This is a genomic window from Bacillus luti (assembly GCF_009739945.1).
In the GTDB taxonomy this organism is placed as follows: domain Bacteria; phylum Bacillota; class Bacilli; order Bacillales; family Bacillaceae_G; genus Bacillus_A; species Bacillus_A luti.
In genome coordinates, this window is the sequence record NZ_CP040336.1 from 190,103 (window position 1) to 208,004 (window position 17,902).

Below are 17,902 nucleotides of genomic sequence, written 5' to 3' on the forward strand. Positions count from 1 at the left end.
TTCTAGTAATCTAGAAGGCTTTGAAACTATTAATTAAGGTGCTTTCGTGTATCCTAAGAAATGGCTCTTCCAATAAGAGTTACTTAACGAAGCGATTGCTACACCTTTATCTCCAGCTTGGATAAAGGATCCGCCTCCAAGGTAAATACCCATATGAGAAGGACCTGATTTATAAGTATTTTGGAAGTAAATTAAGTCACCTGGTTGTGGATTTGAAGTTTTTTGTAGGCTGCTCCAATATCCTGCAACACTTTGACGACTAATGTTATGACCAAATTTCTTAAATACGTGGTAGATGTAACCACTGCAGTCAACACCAGTAGCAGAAGTACCGCCCCAAACGTATGGTACGCCTTGCATTGATTTTGCGTATGCAAGTACGGAAGAACTGTCACCGCTATTATTGCCTGTATTATTGTTGTTATTATTTTGGTTATTATTTTGGTTGTCGTTAGGCTTATTATCTACTGCGCCACCAACTGGTGTTTTAGATAGGAAACGTGTTCCGATGTAACCAGTTTGACCGTTGTAGTTAATTTTGCTCCATCCAGAGTTTTCAGAGATTACTTGAACCTTCTGTCCTTGTGGAAGTGCGCCTATGATTCTATAATTTGTACCTTCGCCGCTACGTACGTTTAATGCAGAAGCATTGATGTAGTAGTCACCAATTGCACCTTGATTAGGTTGTTCAGGTTGTTTTGGTTGCTCAGGAGTAGTAGTGCCACCTTTAACGAATTTCATGAATTCGCTACTAACGTAGCCTGTTTTTCCTTGATAGTTAACTTTAAACCAGCTACCTTCAGAGCCAATTACGTTTAATGTCGTACCATTTAATACGCCACCAATTACGCTATGGTAAGTAGCAGGGCCTGTGCGAACGCGTAGAGATGTTGCGTTAACAACGTAAGTACCACCAGTTTGAACGGTTACATTATTATTTTGGTCTTGTTTGTTATCTTGGTTGTTTCCTTGTGCAACGTTATCGTTAGAACCGCCTTTTGTTACGTAGTCTTTGCTTACGTAAGCAGTTTGTCCCGCATAGTTGATTTTGAACCAATCTTGCACTTCGCCAACAACTTGAACTACTTGTCCTTTTGTAACAGAACCTACAGTTGTATGAGAAGTACTAGGACCTGTACGAACACGAAGAGAAGATACATTTACTGTATAGTTTCCACTTGCTGGTTTTATAGATTCTTGGTTGTTATTATTCGTATTGTTGTTTGAAGAACCTGCATTAGAAGAAACACCAGATACGAATTCGCCACTTACGTAGCCAACTTGTCCATTATGGTTGATTTTCACCCAACCATTTTCTTGACCAATCACGTTTAATGTTTGTCCTTCATATACACGTCCTGAAACAGAACTAGAAGTGTTAGGAGCTGTGCGCACACGCAATACATCAGCAGTAACTTTATTGTTTCCACCTGTTGTACTTACATTGGAACTGTTTGCACCATTTTTTGATACAAATTCACCGCTAACAAAGCCAGTTTGTCCATTATGGTTAATTTTGAACCAACCATTTTCTTCGCCAATCACATTTAAAGATTGACCGTTATAAACGCGTGAGATGATGTCGTGAGAAGTACTTGATCCTGCACGAACATGTAATACGCTAGCGTTTACCTTATAAGATGAGCTGTTTGATGCAGAAGCTTGGACAGTTTGTGTAGCAGCTTTTTGTGTATTTTGTTCAGGGGCAGCTTGAACGCTATCAAGTGTAGGTGCTGCTCCTCCTGCTACAGACACTGCCGCAAGACCGGCAAGGTATTTTTTCATAATTTGTCGATTCCTTTCTGTCTGTAATGTAGTGAAGAAATATTTACCAACTGTTAAAAATTCTAAAGAGCATGTCGATTACTGTCAAGACTTATGCGGGAATCTGAATATGACAAAAAGATTACAAGAAAAAATCAAGGCATGAATTTCACACCTTGATTTCCATTTAAATACATATATTGAATGCAGACAGGATAGAAATTATTCGGATTTAAGAAGATGACATGTTGGATTGAAACAAGCTTTGAGAAAAGGATTTTTGTAACATTTTTGTGATAGGCCCAACTTGACCATCTTGAATCGCTGTTCCATCCAGATGTGTCATCGGTAAAATTTCAATTGTAGTTCCTGTAAAAAAGCATTCATCTGCTTGATAAACGTCACGAACACTGAAAAGTTCTTCTTGTACAGGAATGCGAAGGGTTTTTGCTAAAGAAAGGACATATTGACGAATAATGCCGTTTAAAATAAGGTGATTGGCTGGATGCGTGTACAGAGTGCCATTTTTGATTAGAAAGAAATTAGAACAGCTCCCCTCCGTTACAATACCATTTCGTACAAATAGTGCTTCTTTACAGCCTTTGCGCTCAGCTTTCGTAGCAGCTAGTACATTTGGTAATAAATTTAATGATTTAATATCGCAGCGGAGCCAGCGAGTATCTGGTTCTGATATGGCACGTACACCATATTCAATCCATAAAGCTGGTCTTTCCTTTTTGGTAATATAGGCATAGATTGTCGGAGGAGCGTCATATGAGAATGCATGGGTACGAGCTTGTACACCGCGAGATACTTGCAAATAAATGGTTCCATCTTCGTGGAAATTATTACTTTCAATGAGCTTGTAAAGTAATATGATGAGTTCTGCTTTTGAGAAAGGGAGAGATAATTCTATTTCTTCCATGGAGCGATATAATCTTGTTATGTGTGGATCTAATAAATGAAAGTTCCCTTTATATAGGCGCATAACCTCATAGACACCATCTCCAAACTGCAAGCCTCTTTCTTCAAGTTCTATGTACGTTTTTTGCTTTGTTGTATCAATAACTGCATCATTCCAAAGTACAAATCTTTCATATGCCAATTGTCGTCCCATCCTTTCGTAAGTACATAAGTAACATGAAACTTTCATTCGGAATAAAAATCACTATAGTCATTTTTATGTGAGTAATTCTTTACATATGACGTATATGTATTGGTAAATCGCAAAGAAAATAGTGGTAATTTATAGCATTTTGTATATATAAATTCGAAAATAAGAAATAAGAATCCTGCTTGTAAATAAAAAAAAGCAACATTCTTATGGAATGCTGCACAAGGAGGGTAGCTATCTTTCATAGGGACATCGTCTTATTGAATGTTTTGTTTATGGAAACAAAACATGTTGAAAGACAATTATAAGAAAGTAGAAACAAACGATTCACACATTTCTGTAAGGGATCTTATTGAAGATGAGAGATAAGAAATATGTAGAACCTCGTTTACATATTTTATTATAGAGATGTTTCATTAATCCTATGTGAATATTTGGTAAAGGTTATGTAATTTTAAAGTTAATGAATATAAGGGAGAGGAGGGAGGAAAATAAAAAAAGAGGCTGAGATTACTCAGCGCTCTTCTTTTCTTCTTTTATAGCTGTTTTTACTTCACCAGTTTTGATCTTGTTACTGTCAGAGAAGCGAAGTAAGTCACCTTCAATGATCTTGTCAGACATATGCAATTCATTTTGGGCACGATCAATTAGCGGTTGAGATTCTTCTTTCGGTAATTGTACAACTTCACCCGTGTTACGGTCGTAGAATGTACTGTTCGTGTACATGTACTTATCTGTAACGAAGCTACCGTCACGAAGAACAACGAAACCTTTATTATCTGGTGAGAATACATCATGACCGAATTGGATTTGATTCGTAGAATCTACACCAAGTAAGTTTAGAATTGTTGGTTTAATGTCAATTTCACCAGTTGGTTTTGAAATTGTTTTACCTTCTTTTTGACCTGGAACGTGAATAAACATCGGTGTTTTTTGTAAGTTCATATGGTCAAATGCAGTAATTTCTTCTTTTCCTAAGAACTGTGCCATTGCACGGTTATGGTTTTCAGAAATACCGTAGTGGTCACCGTAGAATACGATAACAGAGTTGTCGTAAATGCCTTCTGCTTTTAGACGCTCAATAAAGTGTTTCATCGCTTCGTCTAAATAACGAGCAGTTACCATGTAACGGTCAAATACGCCATCACCAGAATTGTATTCATCGATTAATTTCGTACTGTCATCATAAGTGAATGGGTAATGATTCGTTAAAGTAAGGAAGCGAGTATAGAATGGTTGCTTCACTTCTTTTAACATATCGATAGATTGATCGAAGTATTCGATATCTTTTAATCCCCAGTTTAATTTTGTTTCTGGCGTAATCTTGTAATCAAGCTCGTTGTAGTAACGATCATAACCAAGTGCTGGATACATAATGTTACGGTTCCAGAACGTTGCGTTGTTTGCGTGGAATACCGACGTGTGGTACCCTTGCTGACGTAAAATTTCTGGAGTTGCTGTGTATTCATTGTTACCGTGTGTGAAGAATACAGCACCACGGTCTAGTGGGTACATTGAAGTATCTACTAAGAACTCAGCATCAGATGTTTTCCCTTGACCAGTTTGATGGAAGAAGTTATCGAAGTAATAACTTTCTTTCGTAAATTGGTTTAAGAATGGTGTAACTTCTTGTCCGTTAACTGTTGCGCCAATTAAGAATGTTTGTAATGACTCAAGAGAGACAACAATTACGTTTTTCCCTTTTGCAGTACCGAACATATTTGGATCTGGTTTACTTTGTGTTGTTTTCACATAGTTTTCTGTTTCTTGTAATTTACTACCGTCAGCAAATGCTTTTTGTGAACTAGATTTCGCTTGTAAGCCAAGGTCGTATGCTTGGTGTACATATAATCCTAAGTTTTTAACAAGCATAACGCGGTCGAATGAACGTGTTAATAGTTCTGGACGCTCAGCTTCTGCAAATCCTAGGTTTACGAAGAAAATAGCAATTGTTGATACGAAGTATAGGGAACGCATCGGACGTGCTACACGCTCTGTCGGTGCAAAGTTTTTCTTCTTTTTCAATAGAACGAAGAATACAAGAATATCCGCAAATGCAAGGATAATTTTGTAGTTAAATAACTCTTTCACACTAGAACCTAAGCTTCCAAAGTTAGATGTTTGTCCTAGTACTGGTAAAGTAACGAAGTCATTGTAGAATCCGTAGAACATTACGTTACCAACAAGAATGAACGTTAAGACAAAATTAATTCCAAGTGCTATATAGTTACGTTTTTTTCCTTTTGCAAATAATGCAAGGCCCACAAACAGTAATGATGCTGCTAATGGACTAATGAATAAAATGAATTCTTGCATGAAAGATTCAAGTTTTAAATCAAAGCTTGTGCGTGTAATAATGTAGGTTTTCAGCCAGACGGCCAAAGCTACGAATAAAGTGAAGCGCACATTTTGAAATTGTGATTTCAAGGTTTCTTTCATTCATTTCCACCCTTTCTCTATCAGGCTTGGTCGATTTTGGAGCGAAAAATGTTAAAATAAAAAACACATAGTTTTCTTGGCCATAATTAGAGGTTCTATATTCACCCATATACGACTATAACTATGCATACCCTTTTTTAGTTTCTTGTGTTGCTCATAAGCATAACGTCATTTCTGTATTATACAACAAAATTCATTTCTGAGAAACACTATAACATTTTACATTTTTTGTATGTGATTTGCTACTACCAGAGAAAACTTTAACATTCGTTTATATGCTCGTCAACTAGAAAATATAACAAAAATAGAACAGAATGTTAAGTGAAATTGAAAATTTCCATGGTTGAGAAATAAGAAATGAATATGTGTAAGTGGTTATCTAGAAACCTAGTATATGAAGGAAAGTATGTAAAAATTAACGAACACTTGTTCTTTTTATCTTTGTTTGTTACAATAAAATTTATTGGTAGATTATGTGTAATTTTGATGAACTTTTACTGATATCATATTGTAGCTTATTTTTTTAAAAAAATAAGGAGGCTTTTATATGGAACAAAAATTTTCAGTTGAAGCGTTTTGGAAGAAGGTAAAACATGTTGCAAAGCAAGCTGGGCAGTCAGTCATTTATGCAAGTTTATTATTGTTTTACGTTTTGCAAAGACGAGACGTTCCGAAACGAGTGAAAATGATTGTAATTGGAGCACTTGCTTATTTTATTGCACCGATTGATGCCATCCCAGATTTCATTGCTGGAATTGGTTATACGGATGATTTAGGGGCGTTAATGGCCGCACTATTACAAGCGTCGTTATACGTCAATGAAGATGTGAAAGATAAGGCACGAATGAAGTTGGCAGAATGGTTTGGTTCGGATATAGACACATCATTTATCGATCAGAAATTAGATCAATAGGTGAGAACTGTCATATGGTGACAGGGCGAACGTAAGCGAGGAAGTGCATTATGCCATCAGGAAGAACGCATACGAAAATAAACTTAATATCCTTGCCGGTTGTTTTGTTTATGCTTTTCTCGTATGGATTAACAGATTTTGATTTTTTATTAACTTTTGCAATTGGCTTTTTAGTGGGCACTTCATTTTTAACACCGGATTTAGATACGTACAGTAATGCGTACAATAAATGGGGATTCTTGCGTATATTTTGGTACCCGTATAAGAGAATAATGCCGCATCGCTCCTTTTTTACGCACACGATTATACTTGGTGATATAATTCGTATCGCATACATGTTAATTGTGTTTTCTCCGTTTTTATTCCTATTAAATGTAATCGTACTTGACGGGAATTTAATAGAAATTGCGAAGGAACATGAGGTTGAACTTGTAACGTTCGTAATGGGAATTGTCGTAGCGAGTACGCTCCACATTATAGCGGATAAAGTGAATACGCGCCGAAAGAAAATGATGAGAAAAAAGAAGAAACGCAGAAGATAAAAAAGACACTTGCAAATTGCAAGTGTCTTTTTTTAATCAAACGTTTGTTTAAAAAGGAAATTATGCTTTCAGCACTTTAATACCTTTCACGATATTCCAAATGAAGTAGTATAAGCTAATGATGCCGCAAATACATAAGACAATCATTGCTCCGATTCCAAGTGTTACGTCTGGTTGATCCGATCCGATACCCATAATTCCTAAAATAGCTACGCCGATGAATGTAGCGATACTTGGAATAATGTGTGTCCATAGAGCACGTTTTGCATGTGGTTTTGTTTCAGCATCGCCTACAATCCAAACGATAATAGGGAATAAGATAGGGGCAAATAGTACACTAAAGTATGATAAAGCAGCTAATATTTTGTTTCCGTTCATATATATCACCTCATGAATAATGTCTGTTGTTATACTATTATTATGCAATAGTTTTGGCAAGCTTTCTATCGATGAACATTACAGGAACATGACGATTTTGTAAGATTTCCTGGAAAAAAGATAAAATTTTCAAAAAAATCTTTTTTGCTAGAAAATAATGTGCTAAAGTATAAATGGAAGTAATTGAAAACGTTTTCCTAAACGTTTTTTATTTTTAGGCTAAAAGGTATGATGACCTGATAGTCTATTGATGAGGTTATTCTATTTAAAAGGGGATTCTTTAGGGGGAGAGAACAATGAACACATGGACACAAGTTTATGATCCGTTCGGAAACATTTGGATTTCGGCGGCAGTCGCACTTATTCCGATTATCTTTTTTTTCTTAGCTTTAGCAGTTTTCCGCATGAAGGGGTATGTGGCAGGATTTATTACGGTTGTACTTACAATTTTAGTAGCGCTGTTCGCTTATAAGATGCCGTTCACGATGGCGATGGCAGCAACCGGATATGGTTTCTTATACGGATTATGGCCAATCGCTTGGATCATCATTATGTCGGTATTTTTATATAAAATTTCTGTGAAAACAGGTCAATTCGATGTGATTCGTGCATCTGTATTATCTATTACAAATGATCACCGTTTACTCGTTATTTTAATTGGATTTTCATTTGGAGCATTTTTAGAAGGAGCAGCAGGATTTGGGGCACCGGTAGCGATCACGGCGGCGCTTCTTGCAGGTCTTGGTTTAAATCCTCTATATGCAGCTGGTCTTTGTTTAATCGCAAATACTGCACCAGTAGCGTTTGGCGCAATGGGAATCCCAATTACAGTTGCCGGACAAGTAACGGGTATTGATCCACATAAGATCGGACAAATGGCTGGACATCAGTTACCGTTCTTATCATTATTTGTTCCGTTCTTTATCGTATTTTTAATGGATGGATTTAAAGGGGTAAAGCAAACGTGGCCTGCGCTGTTTGTAGCGGGTAGTTCATTTGCAATTACGCAGTTTATTACAGCGACATTCTTAGGACCAGAACTTCCGGATATTACATCGGCGCTTGTAAGTTTAGTAAGTTTGGCGCTGTTCTTAAAAGTATGGCAACCGAAAGAAATCTATCAATCAGGGCAAGCGAATAGTGAAGTAGCTGCAACAACGACAGCGGCATCGATGCCGAAATTAACGTTAGGAAAAGTCGTAAAGGCATGGTCTCCATTTATCGTATTAACAGTTATGGTAATTATTTGGAGTCAAAGTTTCTTTAAGGCGTTATTCGCTCCAGGTGGCACTTTAGAAAGTCTTGTATTTAAGTTTGAAATTCCAGGCTTGCACAATTTAGTAATGAAAGCAGAGCCAATTGTAAATAAACCGACGCCTTATGAGGCGATTTTGAAGCTTGATGTATTATCAGCAACTGGAACAGCGATTTTAATTGCTTGCATCATTTCCATGTTTATTTTGAAAATGAGTGCAAAAGATGCAGTAGTGACATTTAAAGAAACGTTAAATGAACTGAAAATGCCAATTCTATCAATCGGATTCGTATTAGGATTTGCATTTATCGCAAACTATTCTGGCCTATCTTCTACATTAGCGTTAGCGCTAGCTGGAACTGGCGGATTATTCCCGTTCTTCTCACCATTCCTAGGGTGGATTGGCGTATTCTTAACGGGATCTGATACGTCAGCGAACGCACTGTTCTCAAACTTACAAGCAATTACAGCACAGCAAGTCGGTGTATCTGAAGTGCTTCTCGTTGCAGCAAATACAACGGGTGGTGTAACAGGGAAAATGATTTCTCCGCAATCGATTGCAATTGCTTGTGCGGCAGTTGGACTTGCTGGAAAAGAATCAGATTTATTCCGATTTACAGTGAAGCATAGTTTGTTCTTCGTCATTATTGTTGGTATTATGACGTATGTGCAGGCATATTATTTAACGTGGATGATTCCATAAACAATAAAAGAAATAAACTTTGCATTTTTCAGATTATCGTGTATGATGGGAAAGTATTGAAAATTAAATCAGTGATAAACTAGGGGTGCCTAACGTATGCGTAGGCTGAGAGAGAAGCGCGTGATCTTCTTAACCCTTTGGACCTGATCTGGCTCGTACCAGCGTAGGGAAGTTAACGGCTTTACATAATGATGTCTTTTATGAGCCAGGTCCTTATTTTTTTATGGACCTGGCTCTTTTTATTTTGGCATGCGCTGGCCATATCTCGTCCTTGTCACGAACAGGGGAGGCAACAAAGGTTATGAAACAATCTGTTTCAGCTGAGCAAATTGAATTGAAGTCGAGTTTACCAGGGAGTAAGAAAGTATATGTGGATGGACCACGCGCAGGCATGAAAGTGCCGATGCGTGAGATTGAACAAAGCGAAACGAACGGCGTCCCGAATCCTCCAGTCCGTGTGTATGATACGAGCGGTCCTTATACGGATCCGGCGTATAAAGTGGAGCTGGAAAAGGGATTGCAGGCGCCGCGTCACTCTTGGATAGTAGAGCGCGGAGACGTAGAAGCATACGAAGGGCGCGAAGTAAAACCAGAGGATGACGGTGTGAAAGTGGCTTCGAAACATACACCTGTTTTTCCGCAAATGGATCGCCAGCCGCTTAGAGCGAAGCAAGGTGCAAATGTTACGCAAATGCATTATGCGCGTAATGGCATTATTACGTCTGAGATGGAATACGTTGCGATTCGTGAGGGAGTAGACCCTGAGTTTGTTCGTAAGGAAATTGCAGAAGGCCGTGCTATTTTACCCGCGAATATTAATCATCCGGAAGCAGAACCGATGATTATCGGGCGTAATTTCCACGTGAAGGTAAATGCAAATATCGGAAACTCTGCTGTATCTTCTTCTATTGCAGAAGAAGTAGAGAAGATGACGTGGGCAACGCGCTGGGGTGCAGATACGATTATGGATTTATCTACAGGTAAAAACATTCATACGACGCGTGAGTGGATTATTCGTAATGCGCCTGTACCAGTTGGAACTGTACCGATTTATCAAGCGCTTGAAAAGGTAAATGGAATTGCAGAAGATTTAACGTGGGAAGTGTATCGTGATACGTTAATTGAGCAAGCGGAGCAAGGCGTGGATTACTTTACGATTCATGCTGGTGTATTACTTCGTTACATTCCAATTACTGCAAAGCGTACGACAGGTATCGTTTCGCGTGGTGGTTCGATTATGGCGCAGTGGTGTTTATTCCACCATAAAGAAAACTTCCTATATACTCATTTTGAAGAGATTTGTGAAATTATGAAGCAGTACGATGTTTCGTTCTCTCTTGGAGATGGATTACGTCCAGGATCGATTGCAGATGCAAATGACGAAGCACAATTCTCTGAGCTTGAAACACTTGGTGAATTAACGAAAATTGCTTGGAAACATGATGTGCAAGTGATGATTGAAGGACCTGGACATGTACCAATGCATTTAATTAAAGAGAATATGGAAAAAGAACTTGATATTTGTCAGGGCGCGCCATTCTATACACTTGGACCGTTAACGACAGATATTGCACCAGGTTATGACCATATTACATCGGCAATTGGAGCTGCAATGATTGGTTGGTTCGGAACTGCAATGCTTTGTTATGTAACACCGAAAGAACATTTAGGATTGCCAAATAAAGATGATGTTCGAACGGGGGTTATTACGTACAAAATTGCAGCACATGCGGCTGATCTTGCGAAAGGGCACAAAACGGCTCATCAGCGTGATGATGCACTTTCGAAAGCACGCTTTGAATTCCGTTGGCGCGATCAATTTAATTTATCTTTAGATCCTGAACGCGCGATGGAATATCACGATGAAACGTTGCCGGCAGAAGGAGCGAAAACAGCTCATTTCTGTTCGATGTGTGGACCGAAGTTCTGTAGTATGAGAATTTCACATGATATTCGTGAATATGCGAAAGAAAATGATTTAGAAACGACAGAAGCAATTGAAAAAGGGATGAAAGAGAAGGCGAAAGAATTTAAAGAAACTGGTAGTCATTTATACCAATAACACGTTACACCTCTTTACTTGATTGATCACACTGTAGTACCTAACTTAAATATAGAAGAAGCCCGCTTTGCTAAGACGGTAGCAAAGCGGGCTTCTGTCGTTTATAAGGCGAAGAAGAGGTGTACCCAGTAGTATAAGAGGAATAATATGACGATTGTTGTGAGAGGAATAACGATAAGAGATACACTTAAATAGTCTTTCCATTTTACTTTAATTTTGTTTTGTTTCAGGATATACATCCAAATGAGGGAAGCTAGTGTACCGATTGGTAGTAATAGTGAACCGATGTCACTACCAATAATGTTTGCGAGGTAGATAGTTTTTAATGTGACTGGGTCTAGTCCCATTTCTGTTAATGTGATTGTACCAATCATAAGTGCAGGATGGTTATTGAAGACGTTAGAGAGGAGGGAGACGAGTCCGCCCATTGCAAAGCTAGCATAAAGTAGATGTTGACTTACAACTGGTTCAAGCCAATTTACAAGCGCCGCTGTTAATCCTGCGTTGTGAAGCCCGTAAATAATGACGTACATAGAGAATGCGAAAATTAAAATGTGCCACGGTGTCTTTTTCAAAATATCGACAGGGTTTGTTCGTAAGTAGTACCATCTCCAGATGAGAAGAACGAGTGAACCGAGTACAGCAACAATTTCGATTGGAATCGATAAGAAGGATGCAACGAATAGAAGACAGCGCATAAGGAAGACGAAGCCTAATACTTTTAGCATGAATTTTGTACGTTTTTGTTTCGTATCAACAGAATTTTTTCCTTTTAATGGATGGAAATTTTTCGTGAAGAATATTTCTTCGATATCATATGAAGAAACAGGTAATCTTTTTGGTAGTTTTTTCTTTAAAACTGTGTACATGAGCCATGACATAAACAATAGTCCTAGTGTTGCAGGTACAAACATCATAGCCGTATGCATGTAAAGAGTCATATGAACGATATTTAATGCGATTAAGTTTACGATATTACTGACACCAATTGGTGCACTAGATGCAGTAGCGATTAAAGCACCACTTAATAAATAAGGAATTTGTTGATGGGGTTTTAATTGAAGATTTTTTAGAAGGAGAATTAAAATTGGCGTTGTAATTAAAATACTACCGTCGTTATTGAATAAGAGAGTCATAAGAAAACAAAGTAATTGAATGTACCAGTATAATCGGTGGCCGGAGCCTTTTGCTAAATTTGCAAGTTTCGCTGCGGACCAGTGGAAGAAGCCGAAGCTTTCTAGTATAACCGCCATAACGATGGTCGCTAATATTGTTATGGAGGCACCGCCAATTTTACTTATAATGTCTATGACGTCTGGTCTTGATACAAGTCCAGTAATCAGGATAATACCAGCACCAATTGCTGCTGGCCACGCCTCATTTAAACCACGAGGTCGCCAAAAGATAACAATCATCGTGAAGAAGAATACAATAATAGTAATCCATATTTCAGTACTCATATTTTGCCTACCTTTCTATTTTTCCTTGAACGAATGTAGCTTGTCTCAAGGTTGTATTGATAGTATATTCGGCAAAAAATAAGAAGAACTAGACGTATAATGGAATGAAGTGAATATGTGTTTTTTAAGCTATAGGACAAGTATCATTAATAGTGAAATAACTATCGTGAGAGGAGTCTATAAATTTGGTGGACAGTCGGATAGTAAGCGGATTTTATATCGGCGTAACTCAAAATATATGAGCGATTTACCGATAAAACATGACAAGAGGAGTCTATCCCAAAAATACCTCTTGGAACAGACTCCCCCGCTATATTATTTTCCCTTTAAAAAAGTTCGATCCTTCAAGAATAAATTCCAGAAGAAAATGAATCCTGGGAGTAAAATTGCAATCCCAATTGCGTAAAGAATAAGCAGTGCATAAAATGTTTCAGGTGTCGTAAAGCTTGTAAATACAGTTACGTCTGGATAAATGATGTACGGTAAATGGGCGATGCCGTAAGCGTAGCTTGCAAATCCATATTGAGCAACGACAGCCAAAACGGCGATGCGAGGAAATCCAAGTGTGTCGTACTTCTTGTTTGTCCACCAAAGTGAAGAGTACCCGATAACGAATAAAACGATAGAAACGGTAAACCATTGGAATTGCTTGATTAACCCTTCCATGAGCCAGTGTGTTTCGGGATCCATTACAACGAGGGCGATAATAGCTGTAACGAGCGTTGCAGGACCAAGTATGATAGCATTTCTTCTATAAATTTTATATGCATCTTCTGAACCTTGTTCTCTCGAAAAATCAGCAAGAAAGAGAGAAGATAGAAATAGTTCCGAAGTTAGTCCGAAGAGCATATAACAATAAATAACAGGACTAGAAAGAAGTTTTCCATATAGGAGTACTTCTTTTCCTTCAGACATTGTAATATAAGCACCTTCTGTAACGGGTAGAACGGTAATTAATAGAGCTGGAATTAAAAGCCCTGTAATACCTGAAATAATACGAAGAAGGTGTTGGTATTTTGGCAGTGAATAAGCAAATACCATAAATGTACTACGAATTGCAACGAGTACTAGAATTAGCATAACTGGTACGAACATAACGGTTGCAAGGGTAAAGGCAGCCTTTGGAAAGAAACCGAGAAAAGCGACAACGACAAAGACGAGAAATGTATTGGTTACTTCCCAAGTTGGTGATAAGTATCGATTCGCAAGTTTAGCAGCAATCGTCGGATGTTTCGCGTATACCATGCCCCAAAAACCAGCTCCGAAATCAATGGATCCTAATATACTATAAACAAAAATCAGAGCCCACAAGATGATGATTGCAATACTTTCCTCATGCACGAGAATCGCCTCCTTGGTTATGCAAGTCATTCTTTAACGGATGTCTCTTAAAGAATGTCCGTAGTACAAAGACTGTTAAAATACCGAGTCCAATATATAAAATGATGAATAGAACAAATAAAGGACCGATGAAATCAGCGCGTGTAGAAGCGTCCATCGTACGTTGCATACCATAAATGGTCCATGGCTGACGACCGCTACAGCTGAAAACCCATCCGAACTCAATACCGAGCATCATAACTGGTCCACATGCGGCAGCTGCCCAAAGAAGCCATTTCGGTAACTCCGCTCCTTTTTTTCGGTAAACAAAGTACCAATATAAGAGAGCAATCGCCGCAACTGCGAAGGTAAAAGCAGCTGTGCCGACCATTAAGTTGAACAGTGTATGTGTGTAAAATGGTGGCCACGTTTCTTGTGGGAATTCATTGAGCCCTTTTACGACGGTACTAGGATCGAGCCCTACTAATAAGCTGAGCATGTTCGGAATTTCGAGTGCATAGTTTAGTTCAAGTGTATTCGGATCAACAACCCCACCAATTGATAACGGAGCGTGTGATGTCGTTTCGAATAAAGCTTCAGCAGATGCCAGCTTTTCTGGTGAGTGTTTATGTAGGGCAATCGCAGATTCATGTCCCGAAATCCACATCGTAGCACCTGTGATGAATGTAACAACAAGTCCTAACAGTAGCCCCTTTTTATGATAAGCAATCTCACGTTCACTCAAATTCTTCTTTAATAATTTAAATCCAGCGATAGAGGCAATGACAGCTGCCCCGGCCGCATAGGCCGTAATAACAACGTGGAATGCACTTGTGCCAAAGCTTGGATTAAAGAAAGCTTTCCACGGATCAACGTTAAAAACTGATCCATCTGGCCCCATTGAAAAGCCTGCGGGTGTATTCATCCATGTATTTGCTGATGTAATCAGCACGGCAGATGCCGTGGCACCAAGCATTACGAAAAAGAGCGATATTAATCTCATAAACGGAGGTAGTTTATCAGCTGCGTATACGTAAATAGACATGAATAAAGCCTCTAAAAAGAAGGCGAAAATCTCAATTTGAAAGGGAACAGAAATAACTTGCCCAACAATTTTGGCGAAACCAGGCCATAGAAGTGAGATTTGCACACCAACAATTGTTCCGGTTGGAATTGCTACACCAAGAAGGATTGCAAATGCCTTTGTCCATCTTTTCGCCATAATGGCATAGTCGGAATCTTTCTTCCAGTGATAGAGTATTTCACTTATGAAAATCATCAATGAAAGCCCGACACCAAGTGTTGCAAAGATAATGTGGAATGCTAATGAAGAACCAAAAAACGCTCTTGCTAATGTTACGGTATCCATATGTAAACTCCTCTTCTTTTTTTACCATTATTTTCTGATTGAATTGGAAGATTTATTCAAAAAAACTACCAAAAATATATATGTATTTAAAAAGTGAATATGGTAATATAATGTTTGAATATTTCAAATAAAAAGAAATGAATATTTGATAATATTTTGTTTGTTTTTTGTTTAGGAATCTTTTATAATCTTTTATGCGAACATAAGTTCTGCTTTCGGGATGAAGAAGTTTATGTGAAATGGAGAGGGTGTTTTATGTATCCTGAAGTCATTAAAAAGATGGCATTTTCAAAAGAGCATAGAGATTTATTATTAAAGCTGTACAATAAAGAAATTACGCGTCGTGAATATGATCGACTTGTGGAATCGCTATATAGACCTTCGAAAGAGGCTTGCGAGGGATAAAGTGCGGGAGACAATCTAATAGATTGTCTTTTTTAAATTGACGTATGTTCTGTTAAAATTAAGGTTAGCCTTATTAGGGAGGTGAAAAGATTGCGGAAACGTATATATATAGGGATTGGAGTTATGCTCTTAATCGCTTTAGGTGGAATTGTATTTTGGTCAGCATTACAAGGAAACCGTACAGAATATTTTATTTTAAGACATATGGTCAATGAAAATGGGACGCTTGCTACATATCGTTTAGCAGATACAAAGGCTGGAACGGGGGAAGCAAAAGGCCGTGAAGCTTTATCAGAATCAGCAGGACTATGGCTACAATATACACTTGATAAAGACGATCAAGCGTTATTTGATGAACAAGTAAAGGTGATTCAAAATAACTTTTTACATAAGGATCGCATCGTTGTATGGAAAATCTCTGAAAAGGGAGAAATGCAGTCAGCTACAAATGCACTTATAGATGACCTTCGTATTATAGAACAATTATATCGAGCTTATGAAATGTATAAGGAAGAGCGTTATAAAAATCTTGCAGATCAATTGAGTGATGCTGTACTTCGTTATAATAAAAAAGGTAATACATACGTTGATTATTATGATGCAGATACAGGTAAACAAAATAATTTTGTCACAACATCCTACATAAACCCGCACGCATTTTCTTACATGAAAAAGTACGGGAAAGTTTCTGCTCAGCAGTATCAAGAAGTAATTCAGTTTTTAGCTGATTATCCGAGAAATGGATGGGCGTTCCCAAAAGAGTATAAAGAAGATGGTACATTTACATACGATAAAGAAGTAAACCTTATTGACCAATCATACAATGCTTACCATCGTAGTTTAGGTGGTCTTTCATCAGATGCATATTTGGAATTTATAAAGAAGAAGTTCCAGGAAGATGGAAAGTTATACGGTCGATATAATTTAGAAACGGGAAAACAAACAGTAAATTATGAATCACCGGCTGCTTACGGACTAACAATTTTATACGTACTACACACAGGGGATACAAATTTCGCGAAGGAATTATATGAGCGAATGACTACATTCCGAAATGATAATGTGTTTAGTAGATATTACGGTGGATACGTCACGGGTGAAAATAATAATACGCATATTTTTGATAATGTTTTGCCGCTTTTAGCGGAAATAGAATTAGAGAAGAGTAAGAAATAGAAGGTGCCATCCTTTTGAGGGGCACCTTCTATTTGCGTCTTAATTCGTTGATAAATCAATATTTCTTGTCGAAACGTCGATATAATTTCATGTCCTAATGTTAGAGAAGTAGTCAATCACGAATTCACGAAATTGCTGAGCAGTTTTCGATAAGTAGCGTTTCTTCGACCAACTTAAGCCGATAGTTCGCTCGCAATTTGGTTCAATAATGCGTAACTTATTTAATGCTAAAGTAGAGTTTTTTAATAAAGTTAAACTTGGGACAAAAGCGATACCGAGGCCTTGCTTAATAAGGTCGCTAATCACGGTTGGTTCATCTACTTCAAAAGCGATATGTGGAGTGAAGCCAGCTTCTTTACAAAATTCATCTGTTAAGTGCCGAAATCCATAACCAGTGTTCATACTAATAAACGGTTCGTCTTTTACTTCATGCAGATAGATACTTTCACGTCCTGATAAACGATGACCTGAAGGGACGACTAAGAAAATTTCTTCTGTAATAAGTGGTTCCCAAATAATCTCCTCGCCTTCAATTGGCACAGAAGAAATGCAAAAGTCAATTTCTATATTATCTAGTTGTCGTTTCATAGAAGGAGTGGATGCAAGAAACTGTTGGAATCGAACGTTAGGATGTTCTAATAAAAAAGAACCGAGTAGTTCTGGTAATATTCTTGGAATAGAAACGGCTAGCGTAATAGAGCTTTGTTGTAAGTCAGCTAAATCTTTAATTTCTCGTTCGCCTTCACTTAATTCATGAAAGATGCGCTCTACTCGTTTTAAAAATACTTTTCCGAAAGAGTTTAATGTAATCTGTCGACCTTGGCGATCAAATAACGGGACGCCTAAGTCTTTTTCTAGTCTAGCAATTGTTTTGCTGAGTGAAGGTTGCGCGATGTGCAATTCTTCAGCTGCTTTTGTCATATGTTCTAGTCGTGCAACTGTTTGAAAGTATTTTAGTTGAAGAAGTTCCATTTTGACTCTCCTTTCTATAGACCAAAAGGA

14 protein-coding genes and 1 riboswitch are annotated in these 17,902 nt (G+C 37.9%); of the genes, 6 read left to right on the forward strand and 8 right to left on the reverse strand.

All coding sequences use genetic code 11. The features are described 5' to 3' along the window. Positions 1–33 precede the first annotated feature (33 nt). The 3 genes from EUC40_RS00925 to EUC40_RS00935 all read right to left on the reverse strand — a co-directional run bounded on the left by EUC40_RS00925 (position 34) and on the right by EUC40_RS00935 (position 5,317). On the reverse strand, positions 34–1,785 hold the full coding sequence (locus EUC40_RS00925) for a C40 family peptidase (protein WP_156573241.1): 1,752 nt from the start codon (positions 1,783–1,785) through the stop codon (positions 34–36). A 211-nt stretch (positions 1,786–1,996) separates the two neighbouring features. Beyond that, the gene (locus EUC40_RS00930; protein WP_084064583.1) at positions 1,997–2,881 is read right to left on the reverse strand and encodes a D-amino-acid transaminase; all 885 of its coding nucleotides are present in this window, start codon (positions 2,879–2,881) and stop codon (positions 1,997–1,999) included. Positions 2,882–3,388: 507 nt separating this feature from the next. After that, positions 3,389–5,317 (reverse strand): LTA synthase family protein, encoded by a 1,929-nt coding sequence (locus tag EUC40_RS00935; RefSeq protein WP_071711266.1) that lies wholly within the window; start codon positions 5,315–5,317, stop codon positions 3,389–3,391. A 547-nt stretch (positions 5,318–5,864) separates the two neighbouring features. Between EUC40_RS00935 and EUC40_RS00940 the strand changes: the two genes are divergently transcribed. Together EUC40_RS00940 and EUC40_RS00945 are read left to right on the forward strand one after the other, a co-directional pair. Next, complete coding sequence (locus tag EUC40_RS00940) at positions 5,865–6,230, forward strand: YkvA family protein (protein ID WP_071711267.1); 366 nt, start codon at positions 5,865–5,867, stop codon at positions 6,228–6,230. A gap of 50 nt (positions 6,231–6,280) precedes the next feature. Beyond that, on the forward strand, positions 6,281–6,772 hold the full coding sequence (locus EUC40_RS00945) for a metal-binding protein (protein ID WP_156573242.1): 492 nt from the start codon (positions 6,281–6,283) through the stop codon (positions 6,770–6,772). A 60-nt stretch (positions 6,773–6,832) separates the two neighbouring features. Here EUC40_RS00945 and EUC40_RS00950 read toward each other — a convergent pair whose 3' ends face one another. Beyond that, the gene (locus EUC40_RS00950; RefSeq protein WP_151624045.1) at positions 6,833–7,150 is read right to left on the reverse strand and encodes a magnetosome magnetite crystal formation protein family; all 318 of its coding nucleotides are present in this window, start codon (positions 7,148–7,150) and stop codon (positions 6,833–6,835) included. 296 nt (positions 7,151–7,446) lie between these two features. On the opposite strand from EUC40_RS00950, the gene lldP reads away from it, so the two are divergent. Both lldP and thiC read left to right on the forward strand, forming a co-directional pair. After that, positions 7,447–9,108, forward strand: coding sequence for an L-lactate permease (gene lldP, locus EUC40_RS00955; RefSeq protein WP_156573243.1), 1,662 nt, complete (start codon positions 7,447–7,449; stop codon positions 9,106–9,108). A gap of 71 nt (positions 9,109–9,179) precedes the next feature. After that, a riboswitch (TPP riboswitch) is annotated at positions 9,180–9,295 on the forward strand. A 114-nt stretch (positions 9,296–9,409) separates the two neighbouring features. Next, positions 9,410–11,170, forward strand: coding sequence for a phosphomethylpyrimidine synthase ThiC (gene thiC, locus EUC40_RS00960; RefSeq protein ID WP_156573244.1), 1,761 nt, complete (start codon positions 9,410–9,412; stop codon positions 11,168–11,170). A 101-nt stretch (positions 11,171–11,271) separates the two neighbouring features. On the opposite strand, the gene EUC40_RS00965 is transcribed toward thiC, so the two are convergent. The 3 genes from EUC40_RS00965 to cydA all read right to left on the reverse strand — a co-directional run bounded on the left by EUC40_RS00965 (position 11,272) and on the right by cydA (position 15,319). After that, on the reverse strand, positions 11,272–12,630 hold the full coding sequence (locus EUC40_RS00965) for an arsenic transporter (protein WP_156573245.1): 1,359 nt from the start codon (positions 12,628–12,630) through the stop codon (positions 11,272–11,274). 315 nt (positions 12,631–12,945) lie between these two features. Beyond that, positions 12,946–13,971, reverse strand: coding sequence for a cytochrome d ubiquinol oxidase subunit II (locus tag EUC40_RS00970; protein WP_000544162.1), 1,026 nt, complete (start codon positions 13,969–13,971; stop codon positions 12,946–12,948). Next, positions 13,964–15,319 carry a cytochrome ubiquinol oxidase subunit I gene (gene cydA / locus EUC40_RS00975; RefSeq protein ID WP_071711271.1) on the reverse strand — a complete coding sequence of 452 codons (1,356 nt, stop codon included), beginning with the start codon at positions 15,317–15,319 and terminating at the stop codon, positions 13,964–13,966. Before cydA ends, EUC40_RS00970 begins: the two co-directional genes overlap by 8 nt. Before the next feature lie 255 nt (positions 15,320–15,574). Here cydA and EUC40_RS26845 point away from each other — a divergent pair, with 255 nt between their 5' ends. Further along, complete coding sequence (locus tag EUC40_RS26845) at positions 15,575–15,724, forward strand: hypothetical protein (protein ID WP_002174240.1); 150 nt, start codon at positions 15,575–15,577, stop codon at positions 15,722–15,724. Positions 15,725–15,814: 90 nt separating this feature from the next. Further along, positions 15,815–16,900: a transcriptional regulator gene (locus EUC40_RS00980; protein ID WP_156573246.1), complete on the forward strand. Its 1,086-nt coding sequence runs from the start codon at positions 15,815–15,817 to the stop codon at positions 16,898–16,900. 87 nt (positions 16,901–16,987) lie between these two features. Here the strand turns inward: EUC40_RS00980 and EUC40_RS00985 are convergent, their stop codons facing one another. Next, the gene (locus EUC40_RS00985) at positions 16,988–17,872 is read right to left on the reverse strand and encodes a LysR family transcriptional regulator (RefSeq protein WP_071711273.1); all 885 of its coding nucleotides are present in this window, start codon (positions 17,870–17,872) and stop codon (positions 16,988–16,990) included. Positions 17,873–17,902 lie beyond the last annotated feature (30 nt).

Excerpts from the sequence above, each read along its gene's own strand:
- EUC40_RS00925 (WP_156573241.1), bottom strand. The coding sequence starts at position 1,785 with ATGAAAAAATACCTTGCCGGTCTTGCGGCAGTGTCTGTAGCAGGAGGA.
- EUC40_RS00930 (WP_084064583.1), bottom strand. The coding sequence starts at position 2,881 with ATGGGACGACAATTGGCATATGAAAGATTTGTACTTTGGAATGATGCA.
- EUC40_RS00935 (WP_071711266.1), bottom strand. The coding sequence starts at position 5,317 with ATGAAAGAAACCTTGAAATCACAATTTCAAAATGTGCGCTTCACTTTA.
- EUC40_RS00940 (WP_071711267.1), top strand. The coding sequence starts at position 5,865 with ATGGAACAAAAATTTTCAGTTGAAGCGTTTTGGAAGAAGGTAAAACAT.
- EUC40_RS00945 (WP_156573242.1), top strand. The coding sequence starts at position 6,281 with ATGCCATCAGGAAGAACGCATACGAAAATAAACTTAATATCCTTGCCG.
- EUC40_RS00950 (WP_151624045.1), bottom strand. The coding sequence starts at position 7,150 with ATGAACGGAAACAAAATATTAGCTGCTTTATCATACTTTAGTGTACTA.
- lldP (WP_156573243.1), top strand. The coding sequence starts at position 7,447 with ATGAACACATGGACACAAGTTTATGATCCGTTCGGAAACATTTGGATT.
- thiC (WP_156573244.1), top strand. The coding sequence starts at position 9,410 with ATGAAACAATCTGTTTCAGCTGAGCAAATTGAATTGAAGTCGAGTTTA.
- EUC40_RS00965 (WP_156573245.1), bottom strand. The coding sequence starts at position 12,630 with ATGAGTACTGAAATATGGATTACTATTATTGTATTCTTCTTCACGATG.
- cydA (WP_071711271.1), bottom strand. The coding sequence starts at position 15,319 with ATGGATACCGTAACATTAGCAAGAGCGTTTTTTGGTTCTTCATTAGCA.
- EUC40_RS26845 (WP_002174240.1), top strand. The coding sequence starts at position 15,575 with ATGTATCCTGAAGTCATTAAAAAGATGGCATTTTCAAAAGAGCATAGA.
- EUC40_RS00985 (WP_071711273.1), bottom strand. The coding sequence starts at position 17,872 with ATGGAACTTCTTCAACTAAAATACTTTCAAACAGTTGCACGACTAGAA.